The organism is Agrobacterium sp. DSM 25558, from assembly GCF_900100825.1.
GTDB lineage: Bacteria > Pseudomonadota > Alphaproteobacteria > Rhizobiales > Rhizobiaceae > Agrobacterium.
Genome location: NZ_FMUD01000026.1, coordinates 36,901 through 57,462, shown reverse-complemented (window position 1 = coordinate 57,462; position 20,562 = coordinate 36,901). Strand labels below are relative to the sequence as shown.

At 57.8% G+C, this 20,562-nt stretch carries 16 protein-coding genes; 7 read left to right on the top strand and 9 right to left on the bottom strand.

Annotated features, from left to right (window positions below):
- Positions 1-11: 11 nt before the first annotated feature.
- Entirely contained in the window at positions 12-1,568 is a 1,557-nt protein-coding gene (locus DSM25558_RS19830) for an ABC transporter substrate-binding protein (RefSeq protein ID WP_077106415.1), read from the bottom strand.
- A 237-nt stretch (positions 1,569-1,805) separates the two neighbouring features.
- Between DSM25558_RS19830 and DSM25558_RS19825 the strand changes: the two genes are divergently transcribed.
- The 3 genes from DSM25558_RS19825 to DSM25558_RS19815 are packed head-to-tail and all read left to right on the top strand — an operon-like array spanning position 1,806 to position 5,328.
- Positions 1,806-2,495 (top strand): GntR family transcriptional regulator, encoded by a 690-nt coding sequence (locus tag DSM25558_RS19825; protein WP_077106443.1) that lies wholly within the window; start codon positions 1,806-1,808, stop codon positions 2,493-2,495.
- 8 nt (positions 2,496-2,503) lie between these two features.
- Positions 2,504-4,069, top strand: coding sequence for a gamma-glutamyltransferase family protein (locus tag DSM25558_RS19820; protein WP_077106414.1), 1,566 nt, complete (start codon positions 2,504-2,506; stop codon positions 4,067-4,069).
- Positions 4,070-4,077: 8 nt separating this feature from the next.
- Positions 4,078-5,328 carry an amidohydrolase family protein gene (locus tag DSM25558_RS19815; protein WP_077106413.1) on the top strand — a complete coding sequence of 417 codons (1,251 nt, stop codon included), beginning with the start codon at positions 4,078-4,080 and terminating at the stop codon, positions 5,326-5,328.
- A gap of 31 nt (positions 5,329-5,359) precedes the next feature.
- On the opposite strand, the gene hydA is transcribed toward DSM25558_RS19815, so the two are convergent.
- From hydA to DSM25558_RS19790, 5 genes are all read right to left on the bottom strand, one after another.
- Positions 5,360-6,784 (bottom strand): dihydropyrimidinase, encoded by a 1,425-nt coding sequence (gene hydA, locus DSM25558_RS19810; RefSeq protein ID WP_077106442.1) that lies wholly within the window; start codon positions 6,782-6,784, stop codon positions 5,360-5,362.
- Positions 6,785-6,813: 29 nt separating this feature from the next.
- Complete coding sequence (locus DSM25558_RS19805) at positions 6,814-8,079, bottom strand: cysteine desulfurase-like protein (RefSeq protein WP_077106412.1); 1,266 nt, start codon at positions 8,077-8,079, stop codon at positions 6,814-6,816.
- Positions 8,080-8,107: 28 nt separating this feature from the next.
- Positions 8,108-8,857, bottom strand: coding sequence for an amino acid ABC transporter ATP-binding protein (locus DSM25558_RS19800; RefSeq protein WP_077106411.1), 750 nt, complete (start codon positions 8,855-8,857; stop codon positions 8,108-8,110).
- Positions 8,857-9,528: an amino acid ABC transporter permease gene (locus tag DSM25558_RS19795; RefSeq protein ID WP_077106410.1), complete on the bottom strand. Its 672-nt coding sequence runs from the start codon at positions 9,526-9,528 to the stop codon at positions 8,857-8,859. Before DSM25558_RS19795 ends, DSM25558_RS19800 begins: the two co-directional genes overlap by 1 nt.
- Positions 9,529-9,592: 64 nt before the next feature.
- Positions 9,593-10,390: an ABC transporter substrate-binding protein gene (locus tag DSM25558_RS19790; protein ID WP_077106409.1), complete on the bottom strand. Its 798-nt coding sequence runs from the start codon at positions 10,388-10,390 to the stop codon at positions 9,593-9,595.
- A 156-nt stretch (positions 10,391-10,546) separates the two neighbouring features.
- Here DSM25558_RS19790 and DSM25558_RS19785 point away from each other — a divergent pair, with 156 nt between their 5' ends.
- A complete protein-coding gene (locus DSM25558_RS19785) occupies positions 10,547-11,239 on the top strand; it encodes a FadR/GntR family transcriptional regulator (RefSeq protein ID WP_077106408.1) in 693 nt (230 codons plus the stop codon).
- Positions 11,240-11,296: 57 nt separating this feature from the next.
- On the opposite strand, the gene DSM25558_RS19780 is transcribed toward DSM25558_RS19785, so the two are convergent.
- Both DSM25558_RS19780 and DSM25558_RS19775 read right to left on the bottom strand, forming a co-directional pair.
- Entirely contained in the window at positions 11,297-12,571 is a 1,275-nt protein-coding gene (locus tag DSM25558_RS19780) for a HAMP domain-containing sensor histidine kinase (RefSeq protein WP_077106407.1), read from the bottom strand.
- Positions 12,572-12,573: 2 nt separating this feature from the next.
- The gene (locus DSM25558_RS19775) at positions 12,574-13,260 is read right to left on the bottom strand and encodes a response regulator (RefSeq protein ID WP_077106441.1); all 687 of its coding nucleotides are present in this window, start codon (positions 13,258-13,260) and stop codon (positions 12,574-12,576) included.
- 147 nt (positions 13,261-13,407) lie between these two features.
- On the opposite strand from DSM25558_RS19775, the gene DSM25558_RS19770 reads away from it, so the two are divergent.
- From DSM25558_RS19770 to DSM25558_RS19760, 3 genes are read left to right on the top strand one after another with little or no spacing between them, the layout of a single operon-like run.
- A complete protein-coding gene (locus DSM25558_RS19770; protein WP_077106406.1) occupies positions 13,408-14,835 on the top strand; it encodes an efflux transporter outer membrane subunit in 1,428 nt (475 codons plus the stop codon).
- Entirely contained in the window at positions 14,835-15,959 is a 1,125-nt protein-coding gene (locus DSM25558_RS19765; protein ID WP_077106405.1) for an efflux RND transporter periplasmic adaptor subunit, read from the top strand. Before DSM25558_RS19770 ends, DSM25558_RS19765 begins: the two co-directional genes overlap by 1 nt.
- Positions 15,956-19,018, top strand: coding sequence for an efflux RND transporter permease subunit (locus DSM25558_RS19760; RefSeq protein WP_077106404.1), 3,063 nt, complete (start codon positions 15,956-15,958; stop codon positions 19,016-19,018). The genes DSM25558_RS19765 and DSM25558_RS19760 overlap by 4 nt, the downstream gene beginning before the upstream one ends.
- 9 nt (positions 19,019-19,027) lie before the next feature.
- Here DSM25558_RS19760 and DSM25558_RS19755 read toward each other — a convergent pair whose 3' ends face one another.
- On the bottom strand, positions 19,028-20,470 hold the full coding sequence (locus DSM25558_RS19755) for a M20 family metallopeptidase (protein ID WP_077106403.1): 1,443 nt from the start codon (positions 20,468-20,470) through the stop codon (positions 19,028-19,030).
- Positions 20,471-20,562: the final 92 nt, after the last annotated feature.

Genomic DNA, 20,562 nt, shown 5'->3' with positions numbered 1-20,562 from the left:
GGGGGCTCGGATTACATCTTCACCAGCCACAAACGTGGGAGGTTATCCGAAAACAGCGGGAAATCGGCAATCTTGGCGCTTGTGGCCCAGGCCAGCGGCTGCTGGTGGAGCGGGATCATCAGCGCGTGATCCTTGGCGATCTTCAGCGATTGTGCTTCCAGTGCAAGGCGCTTGGTCGTGTCGAGCTCAACCGCCGATGCTTCCGTCACCTTGTCGAATTCCTTGTCAGACCAGCCACCCCAGTTGAAAATCCCGAATGAACCTTCCTTGGTGTGGAGAACCTGCGACGTCAGGCTGTATGCATCCAGCATGGGCAGAGTGGCCCAGCCGAGGGTGTAGACATCAACCTTTCCGGCAGACCGCTTTGGTGTCTGGACGGCCCGAGGGCCTTGGTCGAGTTTCGGCTTGAGGCCAACACGTGACCACATGGACGCAACGGCCTGGCACATCTGCTCTTCATTGACCAAGGTGTCTGCACAGTTGAATTCGAACTCGAAACCTTCAGCGCCAGCCTCCTTGAGAAGTGCTTTTGCCTTTTCCGGATCGGCCTTGATCGGCTGGTCCAGTGCCGCATCATATCCCGGTATCTGTGGTGCGACGAGGGCACCGGCATTGCGGGACTTGCCGCGCATCACGCGTTTCTGAATAAGATCGAGATCGATGGCGAGCTGCATGGCCTGGCGAACGCGCAGATCCTTCATCGGGTTGGGTGCACCCGACAGCAACTGGTCACGCTGGCTGAAACCGATCATGACGGTGCGAAGATCGGTCCCTTCGAGAAGCTTGACCTGCCCGGAGGCAGCTTCGAGCCGCGGCAAATCCTGCACCGGTGCCTGATCCGTAAAGTCGATATCGCCGGACAAAAGTGCTGCGACGCGGGTTGCGCTTGAGGCAATCGGCGTGAGCTCGATGCGGTCGATATTGTGCTGAGGCTTGTCCCACCAGCCGTCATATTTCACGAATACGGTTTTTGCATCCGGCTGGCGGCTTTCCACTTTGAAGGGGCCGGTGCCGTTTTCATTGTAGGTGGCGTAACCCTCAGTGCCGGAGCCGACATCGGTCGGTGCTTCCGCATTGTTGTCCTTCAGCCAACCCGCATCGAAGATATAGATTGTCGTCAGGTCGTTCAGCAGCAGCGGGTAATTGGCAGAGACATCGATTTCGATGGTGTGGGCATCGATGACGCGCGAGCCCTTATAGGCAGGAATGTTGCCACGCAGCGGTGACTTCGGGTTGGTCGCACGCACAAGCGATGCCTGAACATCGTCTGCCGTGAAATCAGCTCCATTGTGGAATTTCACGCCCTCGCGGAGTTTGAAGCGCCATGTGGTAGGCGAGACGATTTCATATGAGACCGCAAGTGCAGGCTCGAGCTTCAGGTTTCGATCATACCGCATCAAGCCTTCATAGGCGTGATTGAGCACACCGAGCGCAAAACTGTCGCCGTAGGAATATGGGTCAAGCGAACTGATGTCGCGGGAAGCGCCCCAATTCAAAGTTGTCGCGGACGCGGGCATAGCGAGTGTCAGCAGTGCTGCGCCTGCCATCAAAATTCTGGATAATTGCATTTGTAGATCCCCTCGGATTGCATTCAATTTATCCGACATTTGGTCGCTAAATTGGAGTGAGTGCTGTTGAAACCCGCTGTTGCAAACGGCTTTTTCGCTCTTTTTCGCAAACTGTGGCTGAGGCTAATTCAGTATGAATACAAACGCAATAAGAAATTGCATGCAATTTAAAGGGATAGATTTTGTACAATAATTGTGCGAGACATGATCAAAATTGCATCAGACAACGAGCAGCTTATGTCGACAAATCTCAGCAGAAGTGACGCGATCTACGCCTCTCTTCGTCGTGCGATCCTTGAACAGGCCTTGAAGCCTGGCACGAAGTTGCCGGAGGACTCCATTGGCGATACCTTTAGTGTCAGTCGAACAAGCGCCCGTAACGCCTTGTTGCGGCTTGCCTCCGATGGCTTGGTGGAGATCAAGCCCAACCGTGGTGCAGCTGTTGCCATGCCGACGCTGGAAGAAGCGGAAGAGGTTTTTGCGCTGAGGCGGTGCCTTGAGCGAGAGGTCATAGGTCGCCTGTGCAAGCGTATGCCAAGAGACGGTATCGATGCGCTCATCAGTCATGTGCGCGAGGAAGAGCGCGCTCTACAGGCATCGTCCCCAAGGTCTATCCGGCTTGCAGGCGAGTTCCACATTCTTCTTGCCGAACTGACGGGCTCCAAACTGCTGATTGATTTCATCAGCCAGATCGTCTCGCGCTCATCGCTCATTCTCGCCCGTTTCGGACGTCCGCATTCTGCCGAATGCGGTATTGATGAGCATGTCCAGTTGATCGAGGCCTTGAAGAACCTCGATGCCGAGACCGCGATGCGCATTATGGATCATCACCTGCATGCCGTCGAAGACCGGGCCAAGGTGGACGAGAAGGATGATGGGCCAGATATCACCGAGATTCTCAGCCGCTATATTTCCGTATCCGATTAGGAGCACGCATGCGTCAGTCGGAAAAAACGGCGGCCCGGTCCAATAAGGGCATGGTCACAACGCCGCATCACACGGCGAGCGAGGCTGGTGCGAAGGTCTTGCGGCGTGGAGGCACGGCGATCGAAGCGGTGATTGCCGCCGGTGCAGCGCTCACCGTTCTCTATCCGCATTTTTGCGGGTTGGGCGGAGATGCAATCTGGATCGTGGCGGATGGCTCCGGTCGTCGCCAGACGATCATGGGGATCGGGCAGGCGGCCGAACATCTGCCCGCGCTTGATGCCATCTCGCAACGCGGCCCGCTATCGGCGCTGACAACAGCGGCACTTGTCGATAGTTGGGGCGAGGTGTTGCGATACTCGTCCGAGAACTGGCAGGGAACGGAGAGCCTGCCCACGCTGCTCGCGGACGCGATTGAGCTGGCGGCACAGGGTTTTCCGGTCAGCCGATCGCAAAAGCATTGGCACGCATTTCGCGCAGCCGAAATTTCCAAATGGCCGGGTTTCGAAAACCATTTCGTGACTGAGGGTATTCAGCGGCAACCGCAACTGGCTTCCGTTCTGGAGCGGATCGCTCTTTACGGCCACCGGGAATTCTACGAGGGCGAGCTTGCTCAACGCATCGCAAATGCTCTGGAGACGGCGGGTAGTCCTATCCGCCTGGGTGACTTGCAAAAGACCGCTGCACAGATGGTCGAGCCCATTTCCATGATCTATCGAGGCATCGAACTTCTCGCGCCACCACCACCATCGCAAGGCGTAACGACGCTTGGGATTATGGGCGTCCTGTCTCATTTCGACATGGCAAACGTGGACCCGTCATCCGCAGAGTTCTATCATCTCTGCGTCGAGGCGGTGAAGCAGGCCTTTCTCGACCGTGGGCAAATTGCCGATCCGGATTTTGTGGCCCAACATTGCGCAGAGTTGCTGGATACTCTCAACTTGTCCAGCAAAGCCGCAGAGATAGACCGAGAAAACGCTCTTGCCTGGCCTTCGCCCTACCAGCACGGTGATACGGTCTACCTCTCCGCAGTCGATAAAGAAGGCCGTTGCGCCAGCGTTCTACAGAGCACCTATTATGATTGGGGAAGTGGTGTCTTGCTTGGCGACACAGGCATTGTCTGGCAAAATCGCGGTGCGGCCTTCAGCGCAGATCCGATGAGCCCGAATGTTCTGGCACCCGGCAAGCGGCCATTTTACACGCTCAATCCCGGCATTGGTTTGCGGGACGGTAAACCGCACCTTCTCTATGGCACGCAAGGTGCCGATGGGCAGCCGCAGACGCTGACGTTGCTATTAAGCCGCCTCATAGACCACGGCTTCGATCCGTTGTCCGCGCTTTCCGCGCCACGGTTTCTTCTCGGACGAACCTTTTCCGACACGCGCGACAATCTGAAGATTGAAGCTTCAGTTGGCGACGAGGTTATCGAGACATTGCATGCCATGGGCCACGAAACCATCGCTATTCCTGCCCTGAGCGCGCTGGCCGGGCAGGCGGGGGTAATCCGGTTGAATGGTGACGGCTGGATGGACGGTGCGCATGATCCCCGCAGCGATGGCTGCGCCATTGGTATTTGAGGCCCGACATGCTCGCTGATCTCGTTTTTCGAAATGCGCAACTGGCAGATCAGACGGAACCGGTGGATATTGCGGCAAAGGACGGGCGCATCGTGGCGATTGGCGCAAACATCCGCTGCGATGCCGTGACGGAAGAGGATATTGAGGGCAACTTCGCCTTTCCCGGCTTTGTCGATAGCCATATCCATCTCGACAAAGCGTGCATCCTGGAGCGCTGCACGATCTGTGCTGGTACGCTGGAAGAAGCTGTGCGCGAAACTGCAAAAGCCAAGGCCGGATTTTCCGAAGAAGACGTTTTTGAGCGGGCTTGCGCCATCGTCCGGCAAGCCATTGCCCACGGCACCACGCGCATGCGCACCTTTGTGGAGATCGATCCACGCGCTGGCATGCGCTCATTTGCAGCCATAAAGCGCGTTCGTGAGCAATTTTCCTTCGCAATCGACATCCAGATTTGCGCTTTCGCACAGGAGGGGCTGACGCAGGAGCCTGAAACGGAAGAGATGCTGGACGAGGCTCTACGAACCGGTGCCGATGTGATCGGTGGCTGTCCCTACACCGACCCGCGACCGGAGGAGCATATCAGCCGCATCTTTGCGCTGGCCAGAAGGCATGATGTCGATGTGGATTTCCATCTGGATTTCAGCCTCGATCCTGCAAGAACTGATTTGCCGGCCGTTATCGACGCAACCCGTGCGAATAGCTACGGCGGGCGAGTGACGATTGGCCATGTAACCAACCTCTCCGCGCTTGATCCGGCAGCACGTTCGATGGTCGCGCGCAAAATCGCCGCCGCCGGGATTGCCGTGACGGTTTTGCCCGCGACAGATTTGTTTCTGATGGGGCGCGATCAGCAGTTCAACATCCCGCGCGGTGTTACACCGGCACATCTTTTGCTGAAAGAGGGAGTGCAGGCTGCAATCGCGACCAACAATGTTCTGAACCCCTTTACCCCATTCGGAGATGCCTCACTGGGACGGATGGCCAATCTCTATGCCAATGTTATGCAGTTTTCCCGTGATGAAGATATAGACTCGGTTTTTCAGATGGCCAGCGCGCATGCCGCGAAGATTATGAGAGCAGATTATGGATTGGCTGTGGGCGCGGTGGCAGACATCGTCGTCCTTGACGCCCCGAACCACCGCAGCGCCATACGATCCGGGGCGCAAACCCTGGCTGGCTGGAAAGCCGGACGCAAAACATTTGTCCGATCAAGGCCGCAAATATTCGAAGAAATGGCCTCCATACCCGGCATTGACTGAATGCCGGGCAATCAGATGTTTTGTTTGATGCTCAGCTCAATGCCTCAGAACGCTGCTTGGTGAGCGATGACCGTTCGCGCGGCAGATAGCTTCCATGTGGGGACGGCGCGGCGAAATGTCCGTCCTGCACGATGTTCTTGCCGCGTAATAACAGGCGCACCGGCCAGCCCCTGATATCCAGCCCCTCGTAAGGCGTATAATCCGCGCCATGGTGCAGCATCTCGTTGGTGAGGGTGACGCGCTTGTTCGGGTCCCACAAGGCGATGTCGGCATCCGCGCCAACGGCAATCGTGCCCTTGCGCGGGTAGAGGCCGTAAAGCTTGGCGTGATTGGTGGAAGTAACGGCGACGAACTGGTTGATGTCGATCCGGCCCTTCATCACACCTTCCGAAAACAGGATGGGCAGGCGGGTGGCGACGCCGGGGATGCCGTTGGGAATCCAGCGGAAATGCCGTTTGCCTTTCTCGTTCAGTTTTCCCTCTGCGTCATCGAAGCGGAATGGGCAATGGTCGGATGAAAACAGGTCGAACACGCCCTGTTCCAGCCCTTCCCAGCAGGCATCCTGGCTCGCCTTGTCACGCGGTGGCGGGGAGCAGACATATTTGGCACCTTCCATCTCGCTCTGGTCAAGATCGTCTGCGGTCAGCATCAGATATTGCGGGCAGGTTTCACCGACGATTTTCTGGCCGCGCTGACGTGCCCGGCGGATTTCTTCCATCGCCTCACGGTTGGAGACGTGAACGATGACGATGGGGACATCGACGATTTCCGCAAGCGAGAGCGCCCGGTGCGTTGCCTCGCGCTCGGCGGCAATCGGTCGTGTCGTTGCGTGATATTTCGGTTCGAATTTGCCGTCCTCCTCATGGCGACCGATGAGGTAGCGAATGGCATCCTCGTTCTCGCAATGAACCATCACGAGAGCGCCGGTGCGGCGTGCCGTATCCAGCGTGGCGAGGATTTCATCGTCGCGAAGCCGCAAGCCTTCATAGGTCATGAAGACCTTCAGTGAGGTGTAGCCATCCTCCACCAGCGCCGGAAGCTCCTGCCCCAGAACTTCGGCAGTCGGGTCGGTGATGACGAGATGGAAGGACACATCCACATGGCATTTGCCTTGCGCCTTGGCGTGATAGACCTTCAACGCCTCGCGCAGGGACTGCCCCTTCTCCTGCATGCAGAAGGCCAGAACCGTGCTGTTGCCGCCGATGGCAGCCGAGCGGGTGCCGCTGTCAAAATCATCGGCCATGACGATGCCATCGCCGGAGGGCTGGTCGAGATGGACGTGGCTGTCGATGCCGCCGGGCAGAACGAAAAGGCCGGTGGCATCGATGATCTCGTCTGCGTCGGTCAGTTCAGCGGCAAGTGCGACGATACGACCATCCTTGATGCCGACATCGCTGACGAAAGTGTCGCTTGCCGTCACCACGGTTCCGTGTCTGATCACCGTATCGAAACGCATCATTCCCTGTCCTTCCTGTCGTTCACAGCTCAGCTTGCCTTCGCAAATCCCGCATCGCCAGCCAGAATACGCTCAAGCGCTGCCGTGAAGCGATCCACCTCTTCCAGCGTGTTGTAATGCACCATGGAAACCCGCAGCATGCCGCCATGGTCGGTCAACTCGAGATATTCGGCAAGCCGACGGGAGTGGAAATCCCCAAAGCGCATGGCAATCTGTTCGCCGTCCATTGCCTTGCAGAGGTCACCCGCCTCGCGGCCATCGAAGCGGAAGGCAATCGTCGGCACGCGTGTCTCATCATGGTTGCTGGTCTGCCCAACGATCCGGCAATCGTTACGGGAGCGCAGGTAGCTTAGCAGGCGTTCGGTCAGGAGGTTCTCCTGCGCCGTGATGGCTGCAAATGCCGCCTCGATTTTCTGGCGCACCGTGCCGGTCACGCCTGCCTGCTCGCCGAGTGTCGTCAGGTAATCGACGATGCCGCAGGTGGAATAGGCCAGCTCATAGTTCGGGTTGCCCGGCTCCAGCTTGCCCGGCACTTTGTCCTTGCCGTAGAAGTAATGGTAGAGCGTATCAAGCTCGAGCAGCAGATCGTATTTGCCATACATCAGTGCATAATGCGGACCATAGGTCTTGTAGAGGCTGAAGACGTAATAATCGACGTCGAACGCCTGCACATCGACGGCGCGGTGTGGGGCATAGGCCACGGCATCGACGCAAATCTTCGCGCCGCGCGCATGCACGAAGTCGGCGATCTCTCTGACAGGATTGATCGAGCCGAGAATGTTGGAGACATGGGTGACGCAGACCATCTTGGTGCGCTCGCTCATCAGCAGTGCGAGATCGGCAAGATCGAGCGTCAGTGTTTCCTTGTTCAGCGGCCAGAATTTGAGCGTGATGCCCGCATCCTGCAAACGGTCCCAGGGGCCGATGTTGGATTCGTGGTCGCTGACGGTGACGATGATTTCATCGCCCGCAGACAATTGGCTTTGCATGGCGCGGGCAAGGTTCTGCAGCAGCGCCGTGGTGGAACTGCCGAAGATGATTTCTTCCGGTCTCGACGCGTTGACCAGATGCATGGCCGCAGTCCGTGCCTCATAAAGTGCATTGGCCGCACTTTGCGAAACCGCGTAGGAGCCGCCGATTTGCACGTTCTTTTCGATCAGAAACGTATTGATGCGCTCCAGCGCGCCTTTCAGAGTTTGCGATCCGCCGGCGTTGTCGAAGAAAGTCCAGCCGCGCGACAGGCCCGGAAACTGGCTGCGTACGTAATCGAGGTCAAGCGGTGAAGGGGTGGTCATTCCTGGTGTCTCCCGAATGGTCTTTTATTCAATGATTGAGGACGGCGCGAAGGAAGCCGCGTGTCCTTGCCTCTTGTGGATTGTCGAAAATGTCTGAAGGCGTGCCGGACTCCACCAGCCTGCCGCCATCCATGAAGATGACGCGGTCCGCCACCTGACGGGCAAAGCCCATCTCGTGGGTGACGATCACCATGGTCACACCGGTGCCCGCCAGCTTGCGCATCACATCCAGCACTTCGCCGACCATTTCAGGATCGAGCGCCGATGTCGGCTCATCGAACAGCAGAACACGCGGCTCCATGGCAAGCGCCCGGGCAATCGCCACACGCTGCTGCTGGCCGCCTGAGAGTTGGCCGGGAAATTTTTCCGCCTGCTCGGAAATGCCGACGCGGGCCAAAAGCTCTCGTGCCTTGCGTTCAGCCTCCGCTTCCGGCGTCTTTCGCACCCGCATGGGGGCAATCATAACGTTTCTGAGAACCGTCATATGCGGAAACAGATTAAACGACTGGAACACCATGCCGACTTCGGCACGCACCTTGGCTAGCGCCGGACCGGGGGCAACGCGAATGCCATCCACGGTTATGGTACTGTCAGGCGAAAAGGCTTCCAGATGGTTGATGCAGCGGATGAGCGTCGATTTGCCCGACCCGGAAGGACCGATCACGCAGACGACTTCGCCTTCTGCCACATCGAGATCGATTCCGTGCAGCACGGTGAAGGTGCCATAGGCCTTGGTCAGTCCACGGATGGAAATGAGGGGTGGTGCGGTCTTTTCCATCAGCGTTTCCCCCGGCTGAAGTGTTTCTCAAGGCGTGCCACGACGGCCACCATCGGCCAGAGCAGTGCGATATAAATGAGCGCAGCACCGATCAGCGGCGTCGGGTTTGCGTTCAGCGCCTGCGCTTGCGTGGCCTGTTTCAACAGGTCCGGCATGGCTACCACCGAGGCAAGGGCGGTGTCCTTCATGACGTTGATGCAGTTGTTGGTCAGCGGTGGAATGACGATGCGGATGGCTTGCGGCAGGATAATATCGATCATGGTGTTGCGGTTGGAGAGACCAAGCGCGGCAGATGCCTCGAATTGCCCATGCGGCACAGCCTCGATGCCTGCGCGAAAGATTTCGGCGGTATAGGCGGCGGATACCAGCGACAGCGCAGTGACCGCAGACAGGAAGGGCGACAGTCGGATGCCGACGAAGGGCAGCGCGTAATAGACGACAATCAGCAGCACCAATAGCGGGATCGACCGGAAAATGTCGATGTAACCACGGATCAGCAGTTTGAAGAAAGCCGGAGCGTAAAGACGTGCCACCGCCAGAAACAGGCCGCCTATCAGACCGCAAAGAATGCTGGTGACGCCGATCTGGATCGTGACGACCAGACCCCAAAGCAGCTGCGGCAGGCTGTTGAGGAACACGGGAACATTGAAGAAGGTATTGATGAGGTTCATGCCGGAGTGGCTCCCTTGGCAATCTGGCGGGGCGCGATTGGCCCCGCCGGATGCGGTTCAAGCCTTACTTGGCCTTCGGCATGTCGAGAACGGCAACCGTCGAGGTCGTGTCCTCCGCTTTCGCGCCGAACCATGTCTCATGCAGCTTGGCAATGAAGCCTTCGCCCTTCAGCGTGGTGATGACCTTATTGACTTCAGTGGCGAGCGGATCGCCCTTGTTGAACATGATCGAGTATTTTTCACCGGTCGGGATGCGCTCGACAACCTTCAGCTCAGGCTTGTCCTTGGCGTAATAGAGCAGAGCCGGAATGTCAGAGATATAGCCATCGATGCGACCGGCCACGAGATCGAGCATGGCTGGCTGCAAGCCTTCGAACTTGCGGATTTCGCCAAGCTTGTATTCGCCCTTATGCGCTTCGGCCCACATGTCGCCCGTCGATCCCGTATCGACGCCGACGACCTTGCCGCTCATGCCCTTCAGACCTGTGATGCCGGAAGCGGCTGTGACCGTCAAAGACTGGTCACTATCGTAATAGGGCTGCGCGAAGGTGACGGACGCCAGGCGCTTTTCGGTGATGGTGATCGAGGAAATGGCCATGTTGATACGGCCGGACTGGACAGCAGGAAACAGACCGTTGAACGGCGTGTTGACGAACTCGACCGACTTGCCAAGCCGCTTGGCGATTTCGTTGACGAGGTCGACTTCGAAGCCGGTGACCTTGCCGCTGGCATCTTCGAATTCCCATGGAACGTTGCCGATATTGGCGCCGACCGTCAGATCGGCGGCCTGAACGTTAAACACGCCGAGTGCTGAGACCAGTCCGGCGAGAAATGTGCTTTTGATGCGCGAAACGTGAAGCATGCGAGAACCCCTTGTTTTATGTTTCAAGCCAATCTACGTTGGTCTAACTGGTCAGACCAGTCCGACCAAACAAGCACGCGCTTTTATGCATTGCAAGATGTTACTTAAAAAATATATCGGAAGGGCCGGGGGCGGCTTTCAGGGAACAGGGATCGAATGCTCAACAAAACGCTTGTGCCACAATCGGTTGCCCGCGAAATCCAGGCCATGATTCAGGCCGGACAATTGAAGGCAGGCGAAAAAATTCCCTCACAGCGTGAGTTCTCCCAGAAATTCGGCATTAGCCGGGCATCTCTTCGCGAAGCTTTGCTAACCCTGGAAACCCTCGGCCTTTTGAAAACGGAAGCCGGACGCGGGACATTCGTGGCTGCTGGTGATGGAGCGGCTGGCCAATCGGGCATGGCGCCGTGGCGCTACTCCGAAAGCTATTCCGTCTTCGATGTCTTCCAGACCCGCATCCTGCTCGAAGGCGAGATCGCCCGCCTTTCCGCTGGTCGTCTGTCCCAGACACAGCTGGAGAAGATGGAAAAGGCGACCAAAACTATGGAGGATTGCTGGGCCAATCAGGATTTGCTCGCCAATGTCGATGCCGATCTGGAGTTTCATGGCATCATCGTGTCCGCCTGCTCCAACACCATGCTGAAGGCCCTATACCAGACGGTTCGGGATCAAGTCACCGAAACCCAGCGCCAGCCAATCCCGATTACGGACCCGGAAAGAATGCGGCAATCCATCGCAGAACACCGACGCATTATTTCCGCTCTAAGGGCAAACGACGGTCCTCTGGCTCGAAGCGAAATGGAAGCGCATATTCGTAACACGGCACGGTGCGCGGGCTTGCAGCCATAGGTGCCACAATCTTTAGAGTTCGATTTGTTGCCGTGAAAGCGCGTCCGCTGCTGCTCGTCATCGAAGGTCAGAATTTGCCGAAATGGTGATTTCTACCAGCAATCCACCTGATGGCGTATTGCTGGCGGTTGCGCCGCCGCCGTGCCATTCGGCTGCGCGGCGGGTGATAGCAAGCCCTAGGCCGAAGCCGGAGCGGGTGGTGACGGTGGAGCTTTGGGAGAAGGGCTGGAAGATGGTTTCGAGTTGGGATTCTGGCACGCCAAGCCCTTCGTCCTGGATGGAGAGTGACAGATTGGTGCCTCTCACCTGTGATGTGACGAGCACCGATGTTCCGGTTTCGGTATATGCTATCGCGTTGCGGATGACGTTTTCCAGCGCCCGATAGATCAGTTCGCCGTTCACTGATGCTACGAATGTCTCGACGCCCTGGTAGATGACTTTCACCTTGCGTGTCTGGCCTTCGAAACTGGCGTCTTCCACGATCCCGCGAACGAGGTCGATGACATCGAGCGTTTGCCGTTCGAAGCGTGGGGTACCGCGTTCGGAAAGTCTGGCCAGCGTCAGGATTTCGCCGACCAGTTGGTCGAGGCGCTCCACTTCGCGTCCCATTCGTTCGATCATAGCTGTCAGTCGTGCCGGGTTTTGTTGTAGGACGCCGATTGCGGCTTGTAGCCTCGATAAGGGCGAGCGAAGCTCGTGCGAGACATCGTGAAACAGTTGCTGCTGCGTTTTCTGAAGCTCCTGCAAACGTGTGGCAGTGATGTCGAGATCGTGGGCAAGCGAGGTTATTTCGTCGCGCTTGCTGCCGATTGTGTGGGCGATGCGAACGTCGAGCTGGCCATTTGCCAGCGCGCGAAGTCCGTAACGGAGCTGCTCGACTGGGCTGATGAAATAGCGCGCGAGCCAGTAGGCAGCCGCCGCGGCTGCGAGAAGGGCAGCCAGCCATGGCACGGTGCGCGGCCAAGTTTTGGAAATTACGCCCTGATCGGGACCTGCAATCTCGATGCGATAGCAACTTCCGTCGCTTACGAGATTTGTTGCGAATTCACTGCCCTGCGTTGTTGTGCAGTCGGTGGCTGGACCAACCGCATTGATGCTGACGGTGATATCCTGATCGGCTTTCTTCATCGCCGCAATCAGCGCCATTGCTGCGTCCGGCCCGCTGGATTGCAAAAGCTGCGATGTCGTCTCCATCGCAAACGCCTGTTTGCGATGACTGAGCTCTTCCTGGAAAGGCGATTGAAACAATGCGCTGATGGTAAATAGGAACGCGATGGAGCCAGCCATGGCAAGCCATACGACGGTAAAGAATTTCCAGAACAGGCGACGCATTTCTAGCCTTCCAACAATTGATAGCCACGGCCTCTTACGGCCTGTATCCAAGGTTGTTCGTCTGCCCGTGTTCCCAGTTTTTGACGGATACTGCTGATATGCACGTCGATGCGCCGGTCGAAGGCGGTCAAAGGTTTGCCGAAGGCGCGAAGAGAAATTTCCTGCTTGGAAACCAGTTGGCCGGCGGAGCGCGCAAGAACTTCAAGCAGGCTGAATTCCGTACCGGTCAGCTCCAGCGGCGTGCCGTGCCACTCGGCTGTGCGCTTGGAGGGATAAAGAACAAGATCGCCGGTTCTGATTTCTTCCACCGAACCATCGCGTTCGCTTCGGCCCGACCGGCGCAGAATGGCGCGTATGCGCGCCGCCAGTTCTCCCGGTGAGCAGGGCTTGGACACGTAATCATCGGCGCCGAGGTTGAGGCCGGAGATACGATCGACATCATCGCCACGGGCCGTCAGCATCAGGACTGGCACGTCGCTGACCTGCCGGATTTTGCGCAGAACCTCGATGCCGTTCATGCGCGGCATCATGATATCGAGAACGATGAGATCGGTTGATCGCGACAGGGCTTTGGCGACACCGATCCTGCCGTCGGCAGTGGCTTCCACGGCAAAACCTTCCTCGGTCAGATACTCACCAAGCAGATTGGTGAGTTCCGTATCGTCATCGATCAAAAGAACCTGGGTCATGGTGTAATCCATCGGGTAGATGGACGACCTTTAAGGCTTACCATCTGCGAATACAGCAGTTTTACATAACTTTACGTATTCTTGACCGACATTAACATCGCGATCCCTAAAATACGGCCTTGAGCTTTTTCAGGCAGTCCGGATCCCATGCGCATTACGGTTTTTCATTCCTTTTCAGTTTTCGCCACGGCAGTTGTGCTCACCGGCTGCACAAGCCTTGGTGAGCTGAAGCCTGCGGCCTCCGTCGTTGCGGCCCACTGGCACGCCACCTTGCCCCATGGCGGTCGCTCCAGCGATCTTCTGGCCTGGTGGGCGAGTTTCAAGGATGGCTCTCTGGATGCATTGCTGAGAATGGCAGAGCAGGACAATCCGTCCATTCAGGAAGCGGTGGCCAATATCGACAAGGCGCGGGCGACGCTCGACAGCACCAAGGCAGGCCTTTTCCCCTCACTCGATGGCTCCGCATCCGCTTCGCGCGAAGGCAACAAGGGCGACGATCTCAATAAGCTTTCGGCGGGAACGACCAAAAGCGGCGGGCTCGATGCGTCGTGGGAACTCGATCTTTTCGGAAAAACGAAGAAACAGGTGCAGGCCGCGGCTTCGAGAGCGCAGGGCAAGGTCTGGTCGTGGCATGATGCGCGCGTATCTGTTGCCGCCGAAGTCGGTGATTATTACGTCCAGTACCGGGCCTGCCGGCAGCTGGAGCGGCTTTACAGTGACGAACTCGCCTCCCAGAAAGAAACGATCCGGGTGACGGAAAAATCCGCACAGTCGGGTTTCACCTCGACGGCCGATCTGGCGCTTGCCCGCGCCAGTGCTGCATCGTCTTCGTCAAGCCTTACCTCCCAGCGCGGGAATTGCGAAATCCTCCTCAAATCCATCGTTCAGCTGACGGGTGGTGACGAGACTGCTGTCAGAAAGCTTCTCGACCACGGGCCGATCCGCATTCCGCAACCGTCCCAGCTACGCATCGCCTCGGTTCCGGCAGAGGTCCTACGGCAACGGCCCGATATCAACCAGTTGGAGACCGAAGTTGTCGCGACGATTGCCGATGTTGGTGCTGCCAAGGCGGATATGTATCCGAGCCTCAGCCTGAGTGGATCGATCTCCATCAGCCAATCCACCGTTACCGGCAGATCGGTGCCATGGTCCTTCGGTCCAGCCCTGTCCATTCCCCTGCTGGATGGGGGATCGAAGAGGGCAGCAGTCAGAAGTTCGGTTGCGGATTATGATGTCGCGGTGGCGAGTTACAAGGACGGTGTCCTGAGTGCGGTTTCCGAGGTCGAGACAGCGCTTGTGAATGTGAATACGGCGCTGAAGCGCATCAACGATGCCAAGTCTGCCGCAGACTATTACCAGAGCTATTTCCGGTCTATCGATCAGAACTGGAGGTCCGGCGGGGCCAGCATTCTCGACCGTGAGGAGGCACGCCGGTCTGCGCAGTCCGCCGCCATCAGCCTTATCGAAATCCGGCGCGATGCGGTCCAGTACTGGATTGCTCTCTACAAGGCTCTTGGAGGCGGCTGGGCTTCGCCAGCCAATGTTGCTGTTGCCTCCCTTAATGGAACACGCTGATGCAAAAATATGTCTTCATTCCTGCTGCGATTGCAGTTGCACTCGCTTTTACCCTGAGTACCGATGCGCGCGGTGAGGATAGTCAACAGACGACCACCCGTGCGGCGGCGCTGAGCGTCAACGTGACCAAGCCGGAGGTCGCGTCCTGGCCCGTGACAATTCCTGCCAGTGGACGACTTGCAGCATGGGAGGAAGCTGTCATCTCGGCCGAAGTCAGCGGCCTGCGGATCACCGGCGTTAATGCAGATGTCGGTTCCGCTGTGAAGAAGGGCGACCTTCTGGTCCAATTCGACCCCAAGACATCGCAGGCCGAACTCGATCAACAAAAGGCTTCTGTCGACAAGGCTCAGGCAGAGCTTGATCAGGCGGTAGCCGACGCAGACCGCGCGCGCGGATTGACCGGATCCGGCGCGCTTTCGAACCAGCAGACGACGCAATATCTCATCACCGAGCGCACCGCCAAGGCGGAGCTTGCGTCTGCGCGCGCATCACTCGCCTCTGCGCAACTGACGCTGGACCGAACCAAGGTCTACGCGATTGATGACGGGGTGATTTCCAGCCGCTCCGCCTCCTTGGGTAAGGTCGTCAATGCTGGCGACGAGTTGTTCAAGCTGATCCGCCAGAACCGGGTGGAATGGAACGCGGAACTGCCGGTCAAACGTCTGGCTGACGTGAAGGAAGGGACGAAAGCCGTCATCGCCACGCCTGCGGGTGATGTTCATGGCGAGGTGCGGTTAATATCGCCCACCTCGTCCACGGATAACGGGCGAGTCATTGTCTATGTCGCGCTGCATCCAGACGCAGGCATGCCGCAACCCAAGACCGGCGTTCTGGTCAGTGGTCATTTCGAGTTTGCCCAGACCGATGCTCTCACGGTTCCCGCTTCGGCGGTGACACTCAGAGACGGCTTTTCCTACATCTTCATCATGAACCCATCCCAGCAGGATACGGTCTTGCGAAAACGTGTCGATACCGGCCGACGGCAGGGGGATCGCGTTGAGATTCTCTCGGGCATAGAAAAGGCGGATAGCATCGTCGCATCGGGCGGCGCCTTTCTGGCGGATGGCTCGGTCGTGCGGGTCGTAGAGGCAGCTGAAGTTGCCGATGGGCAGGCTGCGAAATGAATTTCTCCTCCTGGTCCATCCGCAATCCGGTTCCGCCAATCCTGCTTTTTGCACTTTTGACCGCCTGCGGTCTCTGGGCGTTCAACCGCCTCGATGTGCAGAATTTCCCCGATATGGATCTGCCGACCATCGAGATTTCAGCATCGCTGGATGGAGCCGCGGCATCCCAGCTGGAGACGGAAGTTGCGCGCAAGATCGAAGATGAGCTGACGGGTTTGACGCAGCTCGATTCCGTCACGACGACAATCACCGATGGTTCAGTCAGTATTTCCGTAGCCTTCAAGGTTGGCAAGGATACGCAGGTCGCGCTCGATGAGGTCAAAAGCGCCGTTGATCAGGCGCAACCCGATCTGCCGCAGGATATGAACGCGCCGACCGTTTCGAAACAGTCTCTCAATTCGTCGCCGCTCATTACCTATGTGGTTCACTCCGACAAGCTGGACGATGCGGAACTGTCATGGTTCATCGATAACGACATGTCGCGCGCGCTGATGGCTGTGGATGGCGTTGGAGAGGTCGGCAGGCTTGGCGGTGTCGATAGAGAGATCAGGGTGGCGTTGAACGCTGATCTGCTGGATGGCCTGGGTCTGACGGCCAATGACGTCAACAGTCAGGTAGAGGCGGTGCAGTCCGATCTCTCGGGTGGCAAGGGGCGCATTGGCGGCGAAAGCCAGTCGGTTCGCACGCTGGCGGCTGCCAAAAATGCGGATGAGATACGCGCGCTGCCCATTCCGCTGTCAAAGGGTAGCTGGGTTCGGCTGGACGAGGTTGCCACGGTCACCGATACTCACAGCGACCTGACATCGCTGGCCTATCTCAATGGAAAGCCGGTGATTGCCGCGCAAATCAAGCGCTCCAAAGGGTATTCCGATACCGCCGTGACAGACCGCGTTCGTGAGGCGATCAAAATATTCGCCGCCGCCAATCCGCAGGTGACGATCGAAGAGGCCTATAACACCGTCGTACCGACGGAGCAGAATTACGAATCCTCGATGCACATGGTCTATGAGGGGGCGATCATTGCCATTCTGGTGGTCTGGCTGTTCCTTCGCGATTGGCGCGCGACGCTTCTCGCCGCCGTAGCCTTGCCGCTTTCCATCATTCCCACCTTTCTCGTCATGTATCTGCTCGGCTACAGCCTGAATACGATCACGCTTCTGGCGCTTTCGCTGGTGGTGGGCATTCTCGTGGACGATGCCATCGTTGAAATCGAGAATATCGAGCGACATCTCAATATGGGCAAAAGCCCCTATGATGCGGCGATGGAGGCGGCGGATGAGATCGGCCTTGCGGTCATTGCCACTACCTTCACTTTGGTCGCCGTATTTTTGCCGACCGCATTCATGGGCGGCATACCCGGCATCATCTTCAAGCAATTCGGTATCACGGCCTCCGTCGCCGTTCTTGCCTCCCTTCTGGTTGCGCGTCTGGTGACGCCGATGATGGCGGCCTATCTGATGAAGGCGACCGGCAAGGGCCATGATGAGGATGGCCGTATTATGCAGGCCTATCTCAGGCTTGTGAAAGGCGCACTGAAACGTCGCTGGCTACCCGTGCTCGGCACTGCGGCTTTCATGGGCTTTACGGTTTTGCTGTTAAGCCATCTTTCGACGGGCTTTTTCCCAGCATCCGATAATGCACAAACGCAGGTAACGCTAACCACGCCTTCAGGATCGACCATCAAATCGACCGACGAAACCGCGCAAAAGGCCTCCAGCATCATTGCAGGTGTGGACCATGTGACCTCGGTATTTCAGGCAACCGGCACGGCATCGACCGGCGGCATGAACAGCACGTCCACGGCTAACACAGACAGCGCCACCATCGTCGTTAACCTGACACCCATCGACGACCGAGATATCAAACAATCCCAGATTGAGGCCGATTTGCGAAAGGCGTTAGAGAAGCTGCCCGGTGTGCGGATCGAGATCGGTTCCGGTGGTAACGGCACCCAGTTGACGCTGACGCTTGCGGGCGACGACTCCGATCTTCTGGAGACGGCTGCCTCCAGCCTTGAGGCCGATTTGCGCACCCTGCAAGGCATCGGCAACGTGACGTCGTCAGCCGCAATGCAGGCACCTGAAATCACCATCAAACCCGATCTGGCCGAGGCGGCCTCCCTAGGGGTCACGTCTAAATCCATCGCCGAGGCCGTGCGTGTTGCAACGTCAGGTGCTTATGATGAGGCGCTCTCCAAGCTCAACCTGCCGGAGCGGCAGGTGCCTGTGCGTGTCATGCTCGATACGGTCAATCGACAGTCTCTGGATGCCATATCGCTGATCCCTGTGGAGGGGCGAGATGGCAATGTCGCGCTCGGGACGATTGCCGATATCACCATGGGTTCCAGCCCGAGCCAGATCGACCGGCTGGACCGCTCGCGCAATGTCTCGCTCACGGTCGAACTCAATGGCAGGAGCCTGTCGGACGTTCAGTCGGAGGCTGAAAAGCTGCCGAGCTACCAGAACCTGCCGCAAGGGGTGAAATTTGTCGAACAGGGCGAATTGAAACGGCAGAGCGAGCTGTTCAGCAGTTTCGGCCTGGCTATGGCCATCGGCATTTTCTGTGTCTATGCCGTGCTGGTCCTGCTCTTCCACGATTTCCTTCAGCCGGTGACAATTCTGATGGCCCTGCCTCTCGCCTTCGGCGGTGCCATGCTGCCACTGGTGCTGGAAGGAGCAAGTTTCTCTATGCCTGCGGTCATCGGCCTGCTGCTGCTGATGGGTATCGTCTCGAAGAACTCCATTCTTCTCGTCGAATATGCGATTGAGGCGCGCAGAGGTGGCATGTCCCGCTACGATGCATTGATCGACGCTTGCCACAAGCGGGCAAGACCCATCGTCATGACCACCATCGCCATGGCCGGTGGCATGCTGCCCGCTGCCCTCAGTCTCGTCTCGGGCGACCCAAGTTTCCGCCAACCCATGGGCGTTGTCGTCATCGGTGGACTGATAACCTCCACGGTCCTCAGCCTCCTCATTATTCCGGTGGTGTTTACCTTCCTGGATGACCTGCTGGTGTGGCTCAAGACGAGATTAATAGGTGTGAAATCAACACGCTAAGGGCGTCGCTTAATAGGTGGCAGGTGAGATGTGAACTGGGATGGGGCAGACATATGGCTCGTCTTGTATTTTCTCTCGCCATTCCGCTTTGGCATGGGCTAACAATTCGGGTGAGGTTGCAAGGTCAAGTCCAGTTGCTGCCAGCGTTTTTGCCGCATGAACCATCGCCTTATGGGCACCAGGGCTGCGTCCCTGTGCCACTACTTGCCATGTATGAGGATTAGTGCCGATGGCCCAGGCCGGTGCCCAGCATTGTGCCGTAGGCGTGACTCGGCTCACATCGCCCACATCGGTCGACCCTGCGCGGAAATGCGACTGACCTTCGAAGTCCCGCAGACCGAGATGCAGTGGCGTCGAGCCGTCGATCTTCTGGTTGGAAAAGACATCGTTTTTGATCTGATAGAGGCGGATGCTGCTCTTGATCGCCTCGTCGGTAAACGTCGCCTGTATCTTGCGGGCGAAGTCTATATCGGCCTCATCGAACGGCACGGGGCCAATCGAGACGAGATTGTCGTGGATTGCGTTTTCCAGTGTCAGGTTGGGCAGCAGATTGGTAGCAGCCGTGTCGAAAATGATCTCGACTTCCGTTCCGGTCATCATGGCCGCGCCCCGAGCGACCTGGTCCACACGCTCGGCTAGTGCCAGCGCCTGGGACATTTCCGGTGCTCGCACGAGGTACAGCACTTCGGCTTTTGCCTGCACGACATTGGCTGCACGACCGCCAGCGTCGGTAATGGCGTAGTGGACACGGCAGTCCTGCGGCATGTGCTCGCGCAAGAAATTAACGCCGACATTCATCAGTTCGACGGCGTCCAGTGCAGAGCGACCAAGATGTGCGGCATTTGCCGCATGGGCAGCAACGCCCTTGAAGCGGTAATAGTATTCGAGAACGGCAAGATTATTGGTAGAGCGCACACCGTTGAAGGGTGCAGGATGCCAGGTCAGAGCCGCATCGACATCGGCAAAGGCACCGGCGCGTACCATGAATGTCTTGCCGGAACCGCCTTCCTCGCCGGGGCAGCCGTAATAGCGCACGGTACCGGGAAGGCCGTTGGCTTCCAGATGTTTTGCCAGCGAAATCGCGGCCAGCATCGAGCCGCTTCCCAGAAGGTTGTGGCCGCAACCATGGCCGCTTCCGTCCACCTCGACTGCCATTGGATGATCTACGCCCGATTGCTGGCTCATGCCCGCCAGCGCATCATATTCGCCAAGAAATGCAATGACAGGCTTGCCGCGACCATACTCGCCGATGAAGGCCGTCTTCATGCCCGCAATGTCTTGTCGAACGGAAAATCCATTTTGTTTCAGTGTTTCAACCAGCAGGTCCGATGATCGAACCTCCTGAAATTTCAGTTCCGAAAACTCCCATATCCTGTCGCTAAGATTGGTAAAATCGGGTGCCAGCGCATCGACGGTCTGGATGAGCGATTGAAAGGCGGCTGTATCTGGCATGTTTTATCCTCAGGGGAAATATGGACAGTCTTGGAGCGAATTTGCAAAGGGAAACAAGCCAAGCTGCAAGCTAGCGGGGTGCCGCGTATCAT